Here is a 16,415-nt window from a genome sequence, read left to right as displayed (position 1 = left end):
ACCCTAAGACGCTGTGGCCGCCACGTCGCGGGAGGGTTTGGGGATCTGGGCGATGACCACGACCGCGACGAGGGCTGCACCGCCGTAGAGGAAGAAGGCTCCGGGGTAGGCGGTGCCCGCGGCAACCATCAGGCCCGTGAGGTATGGGCCGATAATGGCGCCAAAGCGACCGATGCCGGAGGCTAGGCCGATGCCGGTGGCCACCATATCGCGCGGATAGATATGCCCGGCATACACATACATCAGACACTGGGCGCTGAAAACGAAAATGCCGGTCACGAAGATCACGGTGGTGAGCACGATCTGGCTACCGAATGGAATGGCCAGTAGTACCAATAGCACGGCCGAAGCGGCGAACCAGAGGACCGAAACCAGCTTGATGCCTTTGGCATCGGCCGCGAAGGCGCTGATGAACAGGCCGGTGATCGCCCCGAGGTTCAGCACAAACAGCATGGTCAGCGAGTCGGCCACTGGATAGCCGGCACCAGACATGATCTTTGGTAGCCACGCATTGAGCCCATAGACCAGAACCAAGCCCATAAAGGCCGCAATCCACAGGCCGATGGAGCTGCGCAGGTAGCGCGGGGCGAGCACTTGGGCGATGCCGGTCCGTTCGGACGAGGGCGTGACCGGGCTATCGGGTAGCTTGAACCAGAGCAGAGCCAGCAATAGCAGGCCGAGCCCGCCACCGAGGTAGTAGAGCAGCGACCAATGGATGCCAGCGTACTTTCCGGCTAGCGAGGCGAGCACGGCGCCGAGGTGATAACCGACCATGGGCAGGTTATTGGCTAATGCGCGACGGCCCACGGGTGCATTTTCCTGCATGAGTGCCAGAGCAACCGGCATGCAACCGCCGAGTCCTAGGCCGGCGATAAGGCGTACGGCTCCCATTGCCACCGCCGAGGGCATGAAGGGAAAGGCCAGCGTGAAAACGGAGAATACCAACACCGCGATCAGTAGCGGGCGCCGTCGTCCGAAACGGTCCGCCAGACGCCCCATAATGGCCGCGCCGATTCCGACACCGATCAGGGAGAAGGTGTTGACCCAGTTCATGGAACTGACCGAATAGCCGCCGACCTGCGGGTCCGTGAGTACCGGAATTGTGGCTCCGAGGGCCACGATGTCGTAACCCTCAAAAACGACAATCAGGAAACATAGGGTGGCGATCCAACCGCTCATTCTCAGCGTCTTAGTGTTCTCGGTCGATGTGCTCAAAGCCGTTAGTCCTTCCGGGTGCCGGTGCATGCCATCTAGTGATGTATGTCATGTGATCCGAGATACTAGCGCGATAATCACTTGTCGCACAACTGTGCGTATAGCGCACAATTAAAAATCCCTTCCCTTCGCGTTGGCCGCATCAAGAGCCTTGAAACAGCGCTCGGCTAACTGTATTGTTCGTTTAGTGAACTATGGTTCACAATGCGAACGAACTGTTGATGGAGTGGTGACTAGTGCGGCAGGCCTATCTGTATGATGCGATTCGGACCCCGTTCGGGAAGATCGGTGGCACCCTCGCCGGGCATCGCCCCGACGATCTCGCCGCCCATGTGGTGCGCGAGCTAGTTGCGCGTGCCCCCAAGCTGGAGCCCGGGGCAATCGACGAAGTGATATTCGGGAACGCCAACGGGGCCGGCGAGGAGAATCGCAATGTGGCACGCATGGCGACCTTGCTGGCAGGCCTACCCACCTCGATTCCCGGCACCACGATGAATCGACTCTGCGGCTCATCGCTGGACGCGGCCATAGCCGCCAGCCGCCAGATAGCCACCCATGACGCCGAGCTCGTGCTGGTCGGCGGTGTGGAGTCTATGTCGCGCGCCCCTTGGGTATTGCCGAAAACCGAGCGCCCTTACCCGATGGCCAACCTCGAGCTAGCCAACACCACCCTTGGCTGGCGGCTGGTCAACCCCAAGATGCCGGGTGAGTGGTCGGTTTCGCTGGGGGAGGCCACCGAACAACTGCGCGAGAAGTACGCGGTGACTCGTGAAGATCAAGACGACTTTGCCGCCACCTCGCACCAACTCGCCGCGGCGGCCTGGGAACGGGGCGACTATGCGAATCTCGTCATCGACGTACCGCCAGCTAGCGCGCGGGGTACCGCAGTGGTGCGTGACGAAACCATTCGCCCGGAATCCTCGGCCGCCAGCCTCGCGGCATTGCGCACCGTCTTCCGTCCGGCCGAAACCGGCACCGTGACCGCCGGTAACGCTTCGCCCATGTCCGATGGGGCTTCGGCCGCCTTTATCGGCTCCGAGCGTGGCGGCGAAGTATTGGGGACCGATCCCATTGCCCGCATCGTCTCGAACGGAGCCTTCGCTCTAGATCCGCAATACTTCGGCTTCGCCCCGGTCGAAGCGGCCAATATGGCCCTAGCCAAGGCCGGGCTGTCGTGGGGGAATATCTCCGCCGTGGAGCTCAATGAGGCCTTTGCCGCGCAGTCGCTGGCCTGCGTTCGAGCGTGGAATATCGACCCGGCGATCGTCAACGCCTGGGGTGGGGCCATCGCCATTGGTCACCCGCTCGGCGCCTCCGGACTACGGATTCTCGGCACGCTGGCGCGCCGGTTGCAGGCTAGCGGCGAACGATATGGCGTGGCCGCGATCTGCATCGGCGTAGGCCAAGGTCTGGCCGTGGTTCTAGAGAACCCGAACGCCGCCTAGCCGATCAACGAACTCAAGTAAGGGAAGATAACGTGGCACCTCAGATTGTGCGCACCGCCGCCGAAGCGGTGGCCGAAATTAGCGACGGCTCCACCGTGCTGATCGGTGGTTTTGGTAACGCCGGGCAACCCATGGAACTGATCGACGCGTTGCTGGACTCCGGAGCCAGCTCGCTCACCGTGGTGAACAACAACGCCGGGCAGGGCGATGCTGGACTGGCCCTGCTGATTAAGGAGCGCCGCGTGGCCAAGGTGATTTGCTCCTTCCCTCGGCAGTCCGATTCTTGGCATTTTGACGCCGCCTACCGTGCGGGTGAGATCGAACTCGAATTGGTCCCGCAGGGCAACCTCGCCGAGCGCATCCGCGCCGCAGGTGCCGGCATTGGCGGCTTCTTTACTCCCACCGGGTACGGCACCATGCTGGCCGAGGGGAAGGAAACGCGGATGATCGATGGGCGCGGTTATGTGCTCGAGACACCCATCCACGCCGATGTGGCTCTGATCAAGGCGCTGCACGCCGACGAGTACGGCAATCTCGTATATCGCAAAACTGCGCGAAATTTTGGGCCAATTATGGCCACCGCGGCTCGCAACGCCATCGTACAGGTGGAAAAGATCCTGCCCGTCGGTGCGCTGAATCCCGAGCATGTGGTGACCCCCGGAATCTACGTGAACACCCTGGTGGCCCTGGAAGGAGCCGAGGCATGAGCCAACCGATAAGCACCGCGCAGCCGCTGAGCCGCAATGAGATGGCGGCCATGGTTGCCGCCGATATCCCGACCGGAGCCTATGTAAACCTCGGCATCGGTCAGCCGACCAATGTCTCGAACTATCTGGCCGCCGAACAGCGTGTCACCCTGCATACCGAGAATGGGATGCTCGGGATGGGGCCCGAGGCGCATGGCGAGCAGATCGATCCCGATCTGATCAACGCCGGGAAAATCCCGGTCACCGAGCTACCCGGGGCCAGCTATTTCCATCATGCCGACTCCTTCGCCATGATGCGCGGCGGGCACCTCGACGTGTGCGTGCTGGGTGCCTTCCAGGTCTCCGCCGAGGGCGATCTGGCCAACTGGCATACCGGAGCGCCGGAGGCTATTCCGGCGGTCGGCGGTGCGATGGACCTAGCCATCGGGGCCAAGGAAACCTGGGTGATGATGAGCCTATGCACCAAGGAGGGCGCCTCCAAGCTGGTGCGCGCGCTGAGCTACCCGGTCACCGGGCTGCGTTGTGTCTCGCGGGTGTACACCGAACGGGCGGTCTTTGAGATCGCGGCCGGGCAGGTGCGCGTTCGTTCCGTTCATGGCATTGAGCTAGCCGACCTGCGTGAGCTGGTGCCGGTCCCGCTACACGCGCAAGCCAGCGGGTAGATTGGTGCTATTGACCAATCGACAGGAGCGTGCGTGAGCGAGAGCAGTGAGGCACGAAGCGCGGGATCCGTGCAATCCCTAGCCCGTGGGCTAGCCGTGATTCGAAGCTTTGACGCCGACAACCCGCGGATGACCCTTTCAGAAGTTGCCACCCGCACGGGGCTCTCGCGAGCCACCGCCCGACGGTTCTTACTAACCCTCAGGGACTTGGGTTACGTACGCTCGGACGGCAAGATTTTCGAGCTGACTAGCGAGGTATTGCAGCTGGGCTACTCCTATCTCTCGAGCGCTCCCTTGCCACAACTGGTCTCTCCGGTACTCGAGGATCTCTCGGCGGCCATGGGCGAATCGGCCTCGGCGTCGGTTCTGGAAGGCGACTCGATCGTTTACATTGCCCGGGTGCACACGCGCGCAATTATGCAGGTAGGAATCTCGGTGGGCACGCGTTTCCCGGCGCTCGCCACCTCGATGGGGCGGGTCCTCTTGGCCGGGGCACCGGCTCAGGTTGTGACGGAGCTACTCGACGGGCCGCTGCCGGCGCTCACCCCGCTGACCGTCACCGACCCGGAGCGCCTGCGTGAGATTCTGCGTGAGGTAGCCGAGCAGGGCTACTGTTTCGTGGACCAGGAGCTCTCCTTGGGACTGCGATCCGTGGCCGTGCCGGTACACGGCCCCGATGGCACGATCGTCTGCGCACTGAATGTCTCACTGAGCGTCGTCGATTCGCGTACCCCAGAGCAGGCGTTGGCGGCCGTACTACCCGCGCTGCAGCAGGCCGCGCAGCGTGTGGAACAGGCCCTCGCCGCACGACGCTGAGTGCCGCCGGCGGTAGTGCTTGTGGCCTAGTCGTCCTGCCCGTCGGCCAGCCGCCGCAAGAGTTCGGCTAGCTGGGCCCGCTCCGGGGCTGTCAATGTGGAACTGAGCAGGTGCTCCATATGGGCCATCTCGCGGTCCGCGCGCAATACCAGCAATTCGCCTTCATGCGTGAGCTTGACCGAGTACCGCCGCCGGTTGGTTTTCGACGGTTCGCGCTTCACCAGACCCGTTGCGGTAAGCCGGTCGAGAATCAGGCTCATCGCTTGTGGGGTGACCCCCGCTTGACGCGCCAAGTCTACGGAGGACAGCCCGGGCGAGTCGTGTAGCAGCATCAGCACGAAGTGTTGCATAGGTGTCAGCCCGAAGGGCCGGAGTGCCTCGGCACGTTGCGTCGTGAGATTCTGCGCGGCCAGCCGCACATACGTGCTTAGTCGCGTCAGAATATGCTCCGATAGATTCGAAGCTCCCGGCTCGGGATCGGGAACGCCACTCGGAAGGGCACCAGGGGTAGTCACCTATCCAGCATAATTTGTTCAAGGGCTCCCAGCGAGCCGAGTTCATCGTGCGTAGAGCAGCAGTTTTGCTACGGCCCGTTGCGCCGTCCGGCTTCACGCGTCGCGCAAAATCAGAACATCGAGGGTGCGTGGCCCATGAACTCCTTCGACGCGCTCGAGTTCAATATCGCTGGTGGCGCTCGGGCCTGAGATCCAGGTCAGCGGGCGGGTGATGGTCAATCGCTCCATTGCCTCGGGTAGCAACTGCACGATCGTCGAGGCGGGCACCACGCACAGGTGATGATCCGGTACCAGCGAAATCGCGCGGCGTCCTTGATCGGCGCTGCCGTCGAGGATGATGGTCCCGGACTCGGCGATGCTCACCGCAGAACTGGTGATCACCGCATCCGCTTGGTCCAGTTCGGCCACGCTTAGCTGTCGTTGCCGTCCATCGGCAATGAGTTCGACCGTCTCTGGTAGCGCGACAAGTAACTGAGCGTCCAAGCCCTGCGGATACACCACCGTGCGGGCAACATGCAGGACTTCGGCCACAGCCTGCGGAGCCTGCGCCGCGTCGAGCACCTGAACACCGGCCTTGTAGTCGACTAGTCGGTCCACCAGTAATTCGATCACTTCATCGCCGGGCAGCAGAGAGCCGGTGCGATAGGCGCGGGGTATCTCGGCGGGGATGGGGCTGTCACCTAGCGCGCTTCGGATGCGGCCCAGGATTTCCTCTTTGGCGCTCACTGGCTCCTCTTTTCGGCGTTCCACTGGTCGCGGAAAGACTTGGATGGCGGTGCGGGAATGTCGCGGCTAGCGGTCCAGCCCGCAGCGATTCCGGGAAGTTGCTTGATCTTCTTGCGTCGGCCGGCGGCAAGCCGGCCCAGTGGTAGCGCCTTTTCCAGGAGCCCCAAATGTTTGCCCGAACCCAGCGCCCAAGATCCGCCCTTCATGAGCAGATCCATCTGTGACGGGAGCTTGGACTGGCCGCGTCGGGCATCGACGTCCTCGGCCCGCAAATGCACCAAGATTTCCGGGATGTTGATCTTCACCGGGCAGGCCTCATAGCAGGCACCGCATAGCGAGGAAGCGTAGGGGAGGGAGTTATTCTCCTCGGCTTCGATGCCGGTCAGTAATGGCGAGAGGATCGCCCCGATCGGTCCGGGGTAGGTTGAGCCGTAGGCGTGGCCACCCGTGCGCTCATAAACCGGGCAGACATTCATGCAGGCCGAGCAACGGATGCAGTTCAGTGCGCTGCGTGCGACGCGATCGGACAGCGCGCGGGTCCGCCCGTTATCCAGCAGGATCAGGTGCACATTTTGCGGTCCATCCCCGGGCGTGACACCGGTCCACAGTGAGCTGTAAGGGTTCATCCGCTCACCGGTCGAGGAACGCGGAAGTAGTTGCATGAAGACCTCAAGGTCGCGCCACGAGGGCAACACCTTCTCAATGCCCATCACGGTGATCAGCGTTTCGGGCAGGGTCAAACACATGCGGCCGTTGCCCTCGGATTCGACCACGCCGAGCGTGCCGGTGTCCGCCAACGCGAAATTCGCCCCGGAGATGGCCACCTTGGCGGAGAGAAACTTCTTACGCAAGTGGCGGCGCGCAGCCTCGGCCAACCGCGGCGGATCATCGGTGAGTGCGGGATCGACCTCGGGCATTTCGCGTAGGAAGATGTCACGCACCTCGGTGCGGTTACGGTGGATCGCCGGGACGAGGATATGGCTGGGTTTATCGTGGCCAAGCTGCACAATGAGTTCGGCGAGATCTGTTTCGTAGGCGGCGATGCCCTGCGCTTCGAGATGCTCATTGAGCCCAATTTCCTGCGTGGCCATTGACTTAACCTTGACCACCTCGGCGACCTGCTGTTCGCGGATGAGCGCGGTGACGATCTCATTCGCTTCGGCCGCGTCGCGGGCCCAGTGGATGGTTCCACCGGCGGCCGTGAAGTTCTTTTCGAACTCCTCCAAGCGTTGCTCGAGCGTGGCCATGGAGAAATTCTTGATCGCCTCACCGGCATCGCGCAGCTCTTCCCAGTCGGGCAGTTCGCCCACGACTTTCAGGCGTTTGTCGCGAATCGTGTGGGTGGCGTGGCGCAGGTTGGCGCGTAGCTGGGGCTTGCCCAGTTCGTGGTGGGCGGCTTGCGGGAAAGGTTCGCTCGCGTGCAGGTTTCCTTGACCGGCGGCCGGCATGCCGAGGAATACGTGAGTCACGGCAGGAACACCTCGTCTTTCGTGCTGGCCAGAATATTGGCTAGGTGTAGTGTGGTGGGCTTGGCCCCGGAGCGCGAAAGCCCGCCGCCGATATGCATCAGGCAGGAGGCGTCGCCGCCGGAGCAGAGCGAGGCCGACGTGGAGCAGATGTTCTTCACCTTGTCCTCGAGCATGGCCGTGGAGACCTCGGAGTTCTTGATCGAGAAGGTGCCACCGAAGCCGCAGCACTGGTCCGCCTCGGGCAGTTCGTCCACGGTGATGCCGCCGACGCTCTTGAGCAGGTTCAGTTGGCGGTCCTCGAGCTTGAGCGAGCGCATGCCGTGGCAGGAGGGGTGGTAGGTGATGGTCTGCGGGAAGTAGCTGCCCAGCTGCGCGGCGGCGTCGGTCACCCCGAGCACGTCGGCGAGCAGCTGGGAGAGCTCGTAGGTGCGCGCCCCGACCCGCTTCGCGCGCGCCTTCAGGTCCGGGCGGCCGAGGCGGTCGGCCAGGAAGCCGTGCTGGTGGCGGACCGAGGCGACGCAGGAGCCGGAGGGGGCCACGGCGACGTCGTAGTCGTCGGTGTCGAAGGCGTTGATGTGGTTTTCGACCACCGGCAGCGCCTCGGGCATGTAGCCGGAGTTGATGTGCATCTGGCCGCAGCAGGCCTGGTTCTGCGGGAAGACTACTTCGTGTCCGAGGCGTCGCAAGATCTTGACCGTCGCGGCCGCCGTTTCCGGATACATAGCGTCGACGATGCAGGTCGCAAATAGTGCAATTCGCATGGTTGCTCGCTCTTTCAATATGTGGTCTGACCATAGTATGACCGCGAAATTCGAAAGTCAAGGCTTGCTGTGACGGCCCTCACCTTGCTAGCTTAGTGGTCCGACCACGTATGGTCAGACCATTTCAAGTAAGGACGCCCGCATCGTGTTTACCCCAACTACAGATCCCATAGGTGGCAGTGTCGCCATCTCGGCGCTTGTCGCGCTCATCCCGTTGCTCACCTTCTTCATCCTGCTGGCAGTGGTGAAGACCAAGGCCCACGTGGCCGGCCTCAGCTCCCTGCTGGTGGCCATCGTCATCGCCATCCTCGGCTTCAAGATGCCGGTGCTGATGGCCCTGAACTCCGGGGTGATGGGGATGGTCTTCGGCGCCTTCCCGATTGTCTGGATCGTGGTCATGGCCATTTTCCTTTACCAGGTCACGGTGGTTTCCGGGCGTTTCGAGGACCTGCGCCGGGTCTTCGACGTGATCGGCGGCGGCGACGTGCGCATTCAGACGGTGCTCATCGCCTTCTGCTTCGGCGGCCTGCTCGAGGCCCTAGCCGGCTTCGGCGCCCCGGTGGCCATCACCGCCACCATGCTGCTCTCCCTGGGGCTCTCACCGCTGCGCGCCGCGGTGGCCGTGCTGATCGCTAACACCGCCCCGGTCGCCTTCGGCGCCGTGGCGATCCCGATCACCACCGCCGGCGCCCTGACCGGCATCCCCGCCGCGGAAATCGGCGCGGTCGTCGGCCACCAGTCCCCGGTGCTGGCCCTCTTCGTCCCCTCGGTCCTGGTGTTGGTCATCGACGGCTGGCGCGGCATGCGCCAGACCCTGCCGGCCACCTTGGTCATCGGATTCTCCTTCGCCATCGCCCAGTTCCTGTGCGCCACCTACTTCTCCTACGAGCTGACCGACATCGTCGCCTCGCTGGTCGGCCTCGGCGCAGCCGTGCTGCTGCTGCGCGTCTGGCGCCCGCAGGGCATCGAACAGGCCCGCCACCGCGTGCTGACCGAGGAGGCCGCCGCGCAGCCGCATGTGGCCGGTAAGTCGCTGGACAAGGCCGACACCTGGATGGCGCTGTTCCCGTACCTGCTGGTGATCGTGATCTTCGGCATCGCCAAGCTGTGGACTCTGGGCGTGGACATCCCGAAGTGGCTTTCCGGCACGGATATCGCCTTCGGCTGGCCCGGGCTGCACGGCCGGGTGGTCAACGGCGAGGGCGAGGCCATCTCGGCCACCATCTACAAGTTCCAGTGGCTTTCCTCCCCGGGCACCTTGTTGCTGCTGACCGGCATCATCGCGGCCTTCGTCTACTCGCGTAACAACGGCGGCGGGCGCTACGAGATGGGCTTCGGCCAGGGCCTGGCGGAAATAGCCAAGACCATCGTGAACATGCGCTTCGCGGCGTTGACCATCCTCTCTGTGCTGGGCCTGGCCTACGTCATGAACCTGTCCGGCCAGACCATCACCGTGGGCACCTGGCTGGCCGGCACCGGCGGAGCCTTCGCCTTCCTCTCGCCGATACTGGGCTGGATCGGCACCGCGGTCACCGGCTCGGACACCAGCGCCAACGCCCTGTTCGCCAAGCTGCAGCAGACCGCTGGTGCCAACGCCGGCATCGATCCGACGCTGCTGGTCGCGGCCAACACCTCCGGCGGCGTGGTCGGCAAGCTCATCTCGCCGCAGAACCTGGCCATCGCCGCAACTAGCGTGAAGATGGAAGGCCAGGAATCGGTGATCCTGAAGAAGGTCGCCGGCTGGTCGGTGGGCATGCTGCTGCTGCTCTGCGTCCTGGTCTACCTGCAGTCCACGCCGGTGCTGAGCTGGATGCTTCCGGCATTCTAGGCCGGTAAACTGGAAGCATTATGGCTTCAACCCCAGCTCCGCGTGCGTACCAGGTCGTCCTCGACGCCATCGAGGACGACCTGCGCACCGGCAAGCTCAAGCTCGGCTCGCAGCTGCCGGGGGAGCGTGCGCTCGCGGAGCAGCACGGGATCTCCCGGGCCTCGGTCCGCGACGCCATCCGCATCTTGGATGTGATGGGGGTGGTGCGCACCTCCACCGGGTCCGGGCCGAACTCCGGAGCCGTGGTGATCTCGAATCCCGCTGCCGGTATCTCGCAGGCGCTCCGCCTTCATGTGGCGGCCAAGGGGATCGAGGTCGCCGAGATCGTCGAATCACGCATTCTGCTCGAAACTTGGGCGGCGCAGATGCAGCCGCGCGATCCGCGCTACGCCCAGCAGGTGATTGCCCGAACCGCCGTGCTAATCATGCGCATGGACGATCCGGAACTCAGCCGCGAAGAGTTCCACCGCATCGATGCCGAATTCCACGTGCTCTTGGCCTCGATGTCCGGAAACGCGGTGGTAGCCACCATGATGGAGTCGCTGCGCAACGCCATCAGTGACTATGTGTCGGCCGCGATCACCGACGACGAGACCTGGCAGTCGGTCGTCAAGATCCTGCGGCGACAACATAAGGCCATCCATCACGCCTACGCCAACGGGCACCGAGAACGCGCCGCACAACTTCTCGAAGAGCACATCACCTGGTTCTACGGGCAGACCCACTAGCCTGTGTGCGCTCCAAGCTGAGAATTAACAGGTGACGCGACATGGCATCACCGGTCGACACTGGGAACTGGATAGGCTAGAGCACCGACGGGATAAGCAGATGACAATGAAGGCCGGGTGCTCGTGGCACGAGAATTGAATTTCGCGCAGATCTCCTCCCTACTCAGCACCACCGATGTCGCCAAGGGGCAACTATTGGTGCTCCAACGGCAGGTTAAAAACCTCCGGGCACAGGTTGAAGATGCCTATATGACCTTCGACGGGTCGGTGCTCGGGGTGCGGGCCATGGCCCGTTTCGCGTTCGAAGGGCGCTCCGTGTCGGCCTCAGCCTACTGCGCGGTCGACGCCCACGGCTTTAGCTGCGAGCATGTGGCCGCGCTGCTCCTCGACGCCACCAAGCAACGCCCTGACCTCTTCACCCGCCCGGGGAGCACACGAACACGCGAACCACATTGGCGGATCCAACTAAGCGACCTGCTCCCGCACAGTGCCCCGGTCGACATTCCGGAACTCGAGCCGCTAGGCCTGCTCCTTAAGGTCACCCCAAACAACTACATCGACGACAGCGGCTACGAGGTCAAGGCCCGTCCGGTACACCCCGGAGCCCGTGGCACGAATTGGGTGCAAAGCGGGGTCTCGTGGCGCGGGCTGGCCTTCGATGAACGGTTCGAGGAAGCACAACGCGAGGCCGTCTTCTCTCTGGTCACCCTGCAGAACCACCACCACGGCAGCAACCACAGCTACGGCAACTATTACGGAGATGACTGGGTGGTGCTCAACGGGCTGCCCGGGGAAAAACTTCGGAGCATCTTCGAGCGCATCCGCGCAACCGAGGTGCCGCTCATTAAGCCTGGTGCCGCATCCCGTCAGGTCATCGGCTACCGTGCCGAGCAGGCCCACGGCGGCTACGAATTGACCCGCCACGACGGGCACGCACGCCTCGCGGCACGGATCGAGGCCCCCGGCGCTGAATCGCAGGACTTAGCGCCGCTGGGACGTCCGGCCTTGCTCACCCTGGTCGGTAGCACCCCACTGGATCAATCCGAAACCCTCGAACTGGCCGAGTTCGATGCGCCACTACACGCCTCCCTGCGCTCCCTCGCCCGCCAAGGAGCGATCACCATCCCCGAAGATGCGCTCCCGGAGTTCGAACGCAGCTTTCTGCCGAGGGTGCAGCAAACCGGCCCGCTGACCAGCCCGGATCACAGCTATGCGATTCCCGCCCCGCCACGGCCGGTTCTTGAGGTGGCGTTGGCAACCCGCGAGGAGTTCCTGAGCGTTGATTACCGCTGGGTCTACCCGCAGCACGTCGACCCCAACCCCGAACTCGAGCAAGAGATTATCGACGAGCTCACCGTCGACCTGGCAGAGGTCGAGCTGGGCCCGGTACGTCACCGCCGTTTCCCGTCCGCGACCTTGAATCCCAGCCAGAAGATCGACTTCGTACTTCATGCGTTACCCGTATTTCGGGCGCACCGCGATGTGCGGGTGCTCGAGGACGAGCAACTTCCGGACTACCAGATGGCCGCCGGTTCCGCCCAGGTGCACATCCAGCGGCCACGGAGTAGCAACGACTGGTTTGACCTGGGCATTGAGGTGCAGATCGATGGGCAGAAGGTTCCCTTCGTTCAGCTCTTCGAGGCCCTCACACGCGGTGATAGCTACCTGGAGCTCGATGGACACCGGGTGCTAAAGATCGATGGCGAGGAAATGGAGCGGCTGCGGGCGCTGATCGCCGAGGCCGGAGAACTGTCCAAGGTCACGCCCGAGGGCGTGCGCATGCACAAACTCAGTGTGGATTGGTGGCAGGAACTGGTGGCCCTCGGGATTATCGAGGCCCAAGAGAACGAGTGGCTACACGCCATGCGTCAACTCTCCGACACCGAAACTTTGGCCGAGGTCGAGCTACCGGAGAGTTTCACCGCAACACTGCGTGGCTATCAGTGCCAAGGGGTCGCGTGGCTCGATTTCCTTCGACGACACCAGCTCGGCGGGGTCCTGGCCGATGACATGGGGCTGGGTAAAACCGTGCAGCTCCTCGCCGCCCTCGAACGGGCACGGATCCAGCATCCCGAGCAGCGTTACCTAGTCGTCGCTCCGACCTCCGTGGTGGGCAACTGGGCCAGCGAAGCAGCTCGCTTCACCCCTCAGCTACGCACGGCGACGGTCCTGGCCACCGCGAAGAAGCAACAACGTCCACTGGCCGACACCGTCGGTACGGCGCAACTCGTACTGACCAGCTACGCGATTTTCCGATTGGATTTCGAGCAGTTCGATGCGCTGGGTTTTGACGTGCTCATCTTGGACGAGGCCCAGCAGCTGAAGAACCACGTGTCCAAGGGCTATAAACAGGCCCGGCAGATGGCGGTGCCGACCAAGCTCGTGGTCACCGGCACGCCGATGGAGAACAACCTCACCGAACTATGGGCGCTGGCCTCACTGGCCGCGCCGGGACTGCTCGGTGGCTTGAAGGCCTTCAAGGAGAATTACCTCAAGCCCATAACCGAAGGGGATGCGGGGAAACTGCAGCGGCTTAAACGCCGACTACGGCCATTCATTATGCGCCGCACCAAGGAACAGGTGGTGCCCGAGCTACCGCCGAAGACCGAACAGGTACTCGAGGTTGAGCTTGATCCGGCACATCGGCGCGCCTACGATCGCCGATTCCAACGTGTCCGGCAAGAAGTCTTGGGACTGGTGCAGGATGATGTGGATTCCAACCGCTTCAAGATTCTGCAATCGCTCACCCTGCTCCGTCAGCTGGCTCTGGATCCTTCGCTCGTCGACGAAGGCGACGCGCCGAGCGCCAAACTCGATCTGCTGCGCGACCTGCTGGAGGATGGAGTGTCCGAGGGGCACAAGATTCTGGTGTTCAGCCAATTCACCGGCTTCTTGTCCAAGGCGCGGACGGTAGCCGAAGAGCTGGGTATTGCGCACGGGTACCTTGACGGCTCGGTGTCCGGCACCAACCGAAAAACCCTGGTGGAGGGGTTTTCCGCCGGGGATTTCCCGGTGTTCTTCATTTCGCTCAAGTCCGGCGGGTTCGGCATCAACCTCACCGAGGCGGACTACTGCATATTGCTGGACCCCTGGTGGAATCCTGCCGCTGAAGCGCAGGCGATCGATCGTGCCCACCGCATCGGGCAGGACCGGCCGGTGTATGTCTACCGGTTGGTCTCGCAGAACACCATTGAATCCAAGGTGTTATCGCTCCAGGCCAAGAAGACCGAACTGTTCAACGACGTGCTCTGCGAGCAGCAGGACACGGCCGGTTCGAGCACGCTCTCGGCGCAGGACTTCCTCGAACTGGTTCAATGACAACCGCCGTGGACGACATCCCCGGAGGGGTTCGTCCACGGCGGCCTAGGTCTAACTAATCGGTTCTACCGGGCGACCTTTAGCGCGGTGTTCACCGGGGTCGGGTTCGACAGCAGGTCCAGCACCGGGCAGTACCGATCCACGGTGCGCTGCAGCTCGGCATAACGCTCGTCGCTTTCCGGACCCGAAACGGTCACTTCGATCTCGATATCGCTGAAGCCCGGGCGCACCGCTTCATCGATGGCGAACAGGCCGCGGACATCCAGGCGCCCGGTGGCGGTGATCTGCACATCGTCGACCTGCAGGCCCAACTGCTGGGCGTAGAGCCGGTACACCACCACTTGGCAGGAAATCAGGGCACCCAGCGCGTACTCCACGGGGCTGGCCGCCGCATCATCGCCGCCGAGCGCAGCCGGTTCATCCACGACGAAGTTGTGCTTCCCGGCACTGATCTTGCTGGCCACGGCACCGAACCCGGCTCCCGATACGGCAAAGGTCAGCTTTGCATGATCGGGGTTTTCGGCGATGCGTCCGCTCCAAGCCTCGCCGGCGGCAATCAGCCGTGCGGCACGGTCCTCGACGGTGGAGAGGTTACTGCTCATGGGGAAGATCCCCCTTTCCGGCGCAGAAAAAGCGCCATCGCTTACGGTGCCGACGTTCGGCACCGTCGAATCGTCACCGTCGAATCGTCACCTGGGGCACCCCGCGCACGGCGCGAGAAGGGTTGCCGGTCGACCAGCCAGGGCTGCAAATGATCGACGCTCGTGATTCTGTGGCTCCATGCTCGCAGGTAACAGGAGCCGTGGGTAGGGCGCAGTTCATGCTTCGTCATCTGCCCCAAACAAACGGAGCGTGCCGGGCCACGACTCGCACGTGGCCGGCACGCTCTGGCGACGATGCTAGCCGGTCCGCCTTGCGAGCGGTCAGCTAGGCATCGAATTTAGTGCGGCGGGTGGTTGAGCCACGTCGGACCAACCACCTGCCGGTCAACCGCTCCCGGTGCCGGGATAGGGTTCCTTTTGGCGCAGCGCTTTCGTTACTTCTGCACCGGTTCCCACGCACCGGTTCCAACGCGGCCCTCCAGGGCACCCTCGTGGAAACGGTCCAGGCGGAAGGAACGTAGCACCGGGCTGTTTTCGCCGGTGACGATCTCCTCGGCCAGCAGTTCACCGAGAATCAAGCCAAGGGTCGCCCCGGAGTGGGTGAAGAGCGTGTGCAGCCCATTCACCGAGGGGACCGGACCAACTACCGGTTCGCCATCGCCCGGAATCGGCTTGAGCCCGGCCCCGATGCGCTGGGCGGTCAGCACCGGGTTTCCGGCCAGAACCTTCGAAGCCTCCTCGAGGAGGCCTTGCACCGCCTGCTGCGGCACCGTGAAGTTGCCATCTTCCTCGACGACCACCATCTGCTCGGACCAGTTGGCGTCCAAGACCAGGCGGCCATCGGGGGTGGGACGTACCGCTACACGCGGGGTGTTCAGCACGGTGCGCACCTGGAGATCCACCGGGTCGGTGAAGAGCACGAAGGCGGCCGGGGTAGCATCCGGCACGCTGATACCGAGCTCCGCGAGCTGGGCCGGGACCTCACCACCGGTGGCAAGCACCACCTCATCGGCATCGATGGTGTTGCCATCGGCGAGAGTGACGCCCACGGCACGCCCCTCGCGGACCGCGACGCGCGCGTGCCCGGCATTCTCGATGATCTGTGCTCCCTCGGCCACCGCCTCGGCGGCCAGCGCCGGCACGAAGTCGGGCAAGTTGACCCAGCCTTCGCCGGGGTTGTAAATCGCGCCTTCCTCGGCAACGGCCGCAGGGTCGACATCGGGGGCGAAGTCGGTGATCTGCTCGCGGGTGATCCAGCGGGAGTCATAGCCACCGGAACGCTCGAAGGCAAAGGTATCTCGGAAGCTTTCCCCCGGGGCGGCCCATTTTAGTGCCCCATTGAAGCGCAGATATTCGTGGCTTTCCGGGTGCCGGTTGCTCCAGGTGCGGTAGCGGTCCATGGCCAGCATGCGCAGGTAATGGTAGTCGGCGGAGCGGGCGCCGGAGGAGTTGAGCCAGGCAATGGAACGGCTGGAGGCCCCGTCGGCTAGGGTGCCGGAGGTGACCAGCGTGACCTTGGCGCCGGCGCGTGCTAGATGCATGGCGGTGGAGACGCCGAGGATACCGCCGCCGATCACGGCGACGTGCTTAACAGAGGAAGATGAGGACATGAGTGTGTACTTT

Annotated in this window: 14 protein-coding genes and 1 riboswitch; of the genes, 7 read left to right on the top strand and 7 right to left on the bottom strand. The window is 63.6% G+C overall.

The genetic code is table 11. The features are described 5' to 3' along the window. Positions 1–3 precede the first annotated feature (3 nt). Positions 4–1,179 (bottom strand): MFS transporter, encoded by a 1,176-nt coding sequence (locus tag ACJD00_RS13950; RefSeq protein ID WP_418907511.1) that lies wholly within the window; start codon positions 1,177–1,179, stop codon positions 4–6. A 272-nt stretch (positions 1,180–1,451) separates the two neighbouring features. Between ACJD00_RS13950 and ACJD00_RS13945 the strand changes: the two genes are divergently transcribed. The 4 genes from ACJD00_RS13945 to ACJD00_RS13930 are packed head-to-tail and all read left to right on the top strand — an operon-like array spanning position 1,452 to position 4,845. Next, positions 1,452–2,660, top strand: coding sequence for a thiolase family protein (locus ACJD00_RS13945; RefSeq protein WP_418907510.1), 1,209 nt, complete (start codon positions 1,452–1,454; stop codon positions 2,658–2,660). Between the two features lie 32 nt (positions 2,661–2,692). Then, a complete protein-coding gene (locus tag ACJD00_RS13940; RefSeq protein ID WP_418907509.1) occupies positions 2,693–3,367 on the top strand; it encodes a 3-oxoacid CoA-transferase subunit A in 675 nt (224 codons plus the stop codon). Continuing rightward, a complete protein-coding gene (locus ACJD00_RS13935; RefSeq protein WP_418907508.1) occupies positions 3,364–4,029 on the top strand; it encodes a 3-oxoacid CoA-transferase subunit B in 666 nt (221 codons plus the stop codon). The genes ACJD00_RS13940 and ACJD00_RS13935 overlap by 4 nt, the downstream gene beginning before the upstream one ends. Positions 4,030–4,062: 33 nt before the next feature. Continuing rightward, positions 4,063–4,845 (top strand): IclR family transcriptional regulator domain-containing protein, encoded by a 783-nt coding sequence (locus ACJD00_RS13930; RefSeq protein ID WP_418907507.1) that lies wholly within the window; start codon positions 4,063–4,065, stop codon positions 4,843–4,845. A 26-nt stretch (positions 4,846–4,871) separates the two neighbouring features. Here ACJD00_RS13930 and ACJD00_RS13925 read toward each other — a convergent pair whose 3' ends face one another. The 4 genes from ACJD00_RS13925 to ACJD00_RS13910 form a co-directional block, all read right to left on the bottom strand. After that, positions 4,872–5,360, bottom strand: coding sequence for a MarR family winged helix-turn-helix transcriptional regulator (locus ACJD00_RS13925; RefSeq protein WP_418907506.1), 489 nt, complete (start codon positions 5,358–5,360; stop codon positions 4,872–4,874). 93 nt (positions 5,361–5,453) lie between these two features. Next, on the bottom strand, positions 5,454–6,086 hold the full coding sequence (locus ACJD00_RS13920) for a LutC/YkgG family protein (protein WP_418907505.1): 633 nt from the start codon (positions 6,084–6,086) through the stop codon (positions 5,454–5,456). After that, the gene (locus ACJD00_RS13915) at positions 6,083–7,555 is read right to left on the bottom strand and encodes a lactate utilization protein B (protein WP_418907504.1); all 1,473 of its coding nucleotides are present in this window, start codon (positions 7,553–7,555) and stop codon (positions 6,083–6,085) included. The genes ACJD00_RS13920 and ACJD00_RS13915 overlap by 4 nt, the downstream gene beginning before the upstream one ends. Then, positions 7,552–8,316: a (Fe-S)-binding protein gene (locus ACJD00_RS13910; protein WP_418907503.1), complete on the bottom strand. Its 765-nt coding sequence runs from the start codon at positions 8,314–8,316 to the stop codon at positions 7,552–7,554. Before ACJD00_RS13910 ends, ACJD00_RS13915 begins: the two co-directional genes overlap by 4 nt. A gap of 145 nt (positions 8,317–8,461) precedes the next feature. On the opposite strand from ACJD00_RS13910, the gene ACJD00_RS13905 reads away from it, so the two are divergent. The 3 genes from ACJD00_RS13905 to ACJD00_RS13895 all read left to right on the top strand — a co-directional run bounded on the left by ACJD00_RS13905 (position 8,462) and on the right by ACJD00_RS13895 (position 14,190). After that, positions 8,462–10,144: an L-lactate permease gene (locus tag ACJD00_RS13905; RefSeq protein WP_418907502.1), complete on the top strand. Its 1,683-nt coding sequence runs from the start codon at positions 8,462–8,464 to the stop codon at positions 10,142–10,144. Positions 10,145–10,164: 20 nt separating this feature from the next. Beyond that, a complete protein-coding gene (locus ACJD00_RS13900) occupies positions 10,165–10,872 on the top strand; it encodes a FadR/GntR family transcriptional regulator (protein ID WP_418907501.1) in 708 nt (235 codons plus the stop codon). Between the two features lie 123 nt (positions 10,873–10,995). Next, positions 10,996–14,190: an SNF2-related protein gene (locus ACJD00_RS13895; RefSeq protein WP_418907500.1), complete on the top strand. Its 3,195-nt coding sequence runs from the start codon at positions 10,996–10,998 to the stop codon at positions 14,188–14,190. 65 nt (positions 14,191–14,255) lie between these two features. On the opposite strand, the gene ACJD00_RS13890 is transcribed toward ACJD00_RS13895, so the two are convergent. Then, a complete protein-coding gene (locus ACJD00_RS13890; RefSeq protein WP_418907499.1) occupies positions 14,256–14,792 on the bottom strand; it encodes an OsmC family protein in 537 nt (178 codons plus the stop codon). Between the two features lie 32 nt (positions 14,793–14,824). Then, a riboswitch (SAM riboswitch) is annotated at positions 14,825–14,960 on the bottom strand. A 266-nt stretch (positions 14,961–15,226) separates the two neighbouring features. After that, positions 15,227–16,402 (bottom strand): NAD(P)/FAD-dependent oxidoreductase, encoded by a 1,176-nt coding sequence (locus ACJD00_RS13885; protein WP_418907498.1) that lies wholly within the window; start codon positions 16,400–16,402, stop codon positions 15,227–15,229. Between the last annotated feature and the right edge of the window lie 13 nt (positions 16,403–16,415).

The sequence above is a fragment of the Glutamicibacter endophyticus genome, assembly GCF_048457885.1.
GTDB classification, from domain to species: domain Bacteria; phylum Actinomycetota; class Actinomycetes; order Actinomycetales; family Micrococcaceae; genus Glutamicibacter; species Glutamicibacter endophyticus.
This window is presented reverse-complemented; position numbering and strand designations above follow the sequence as displayed.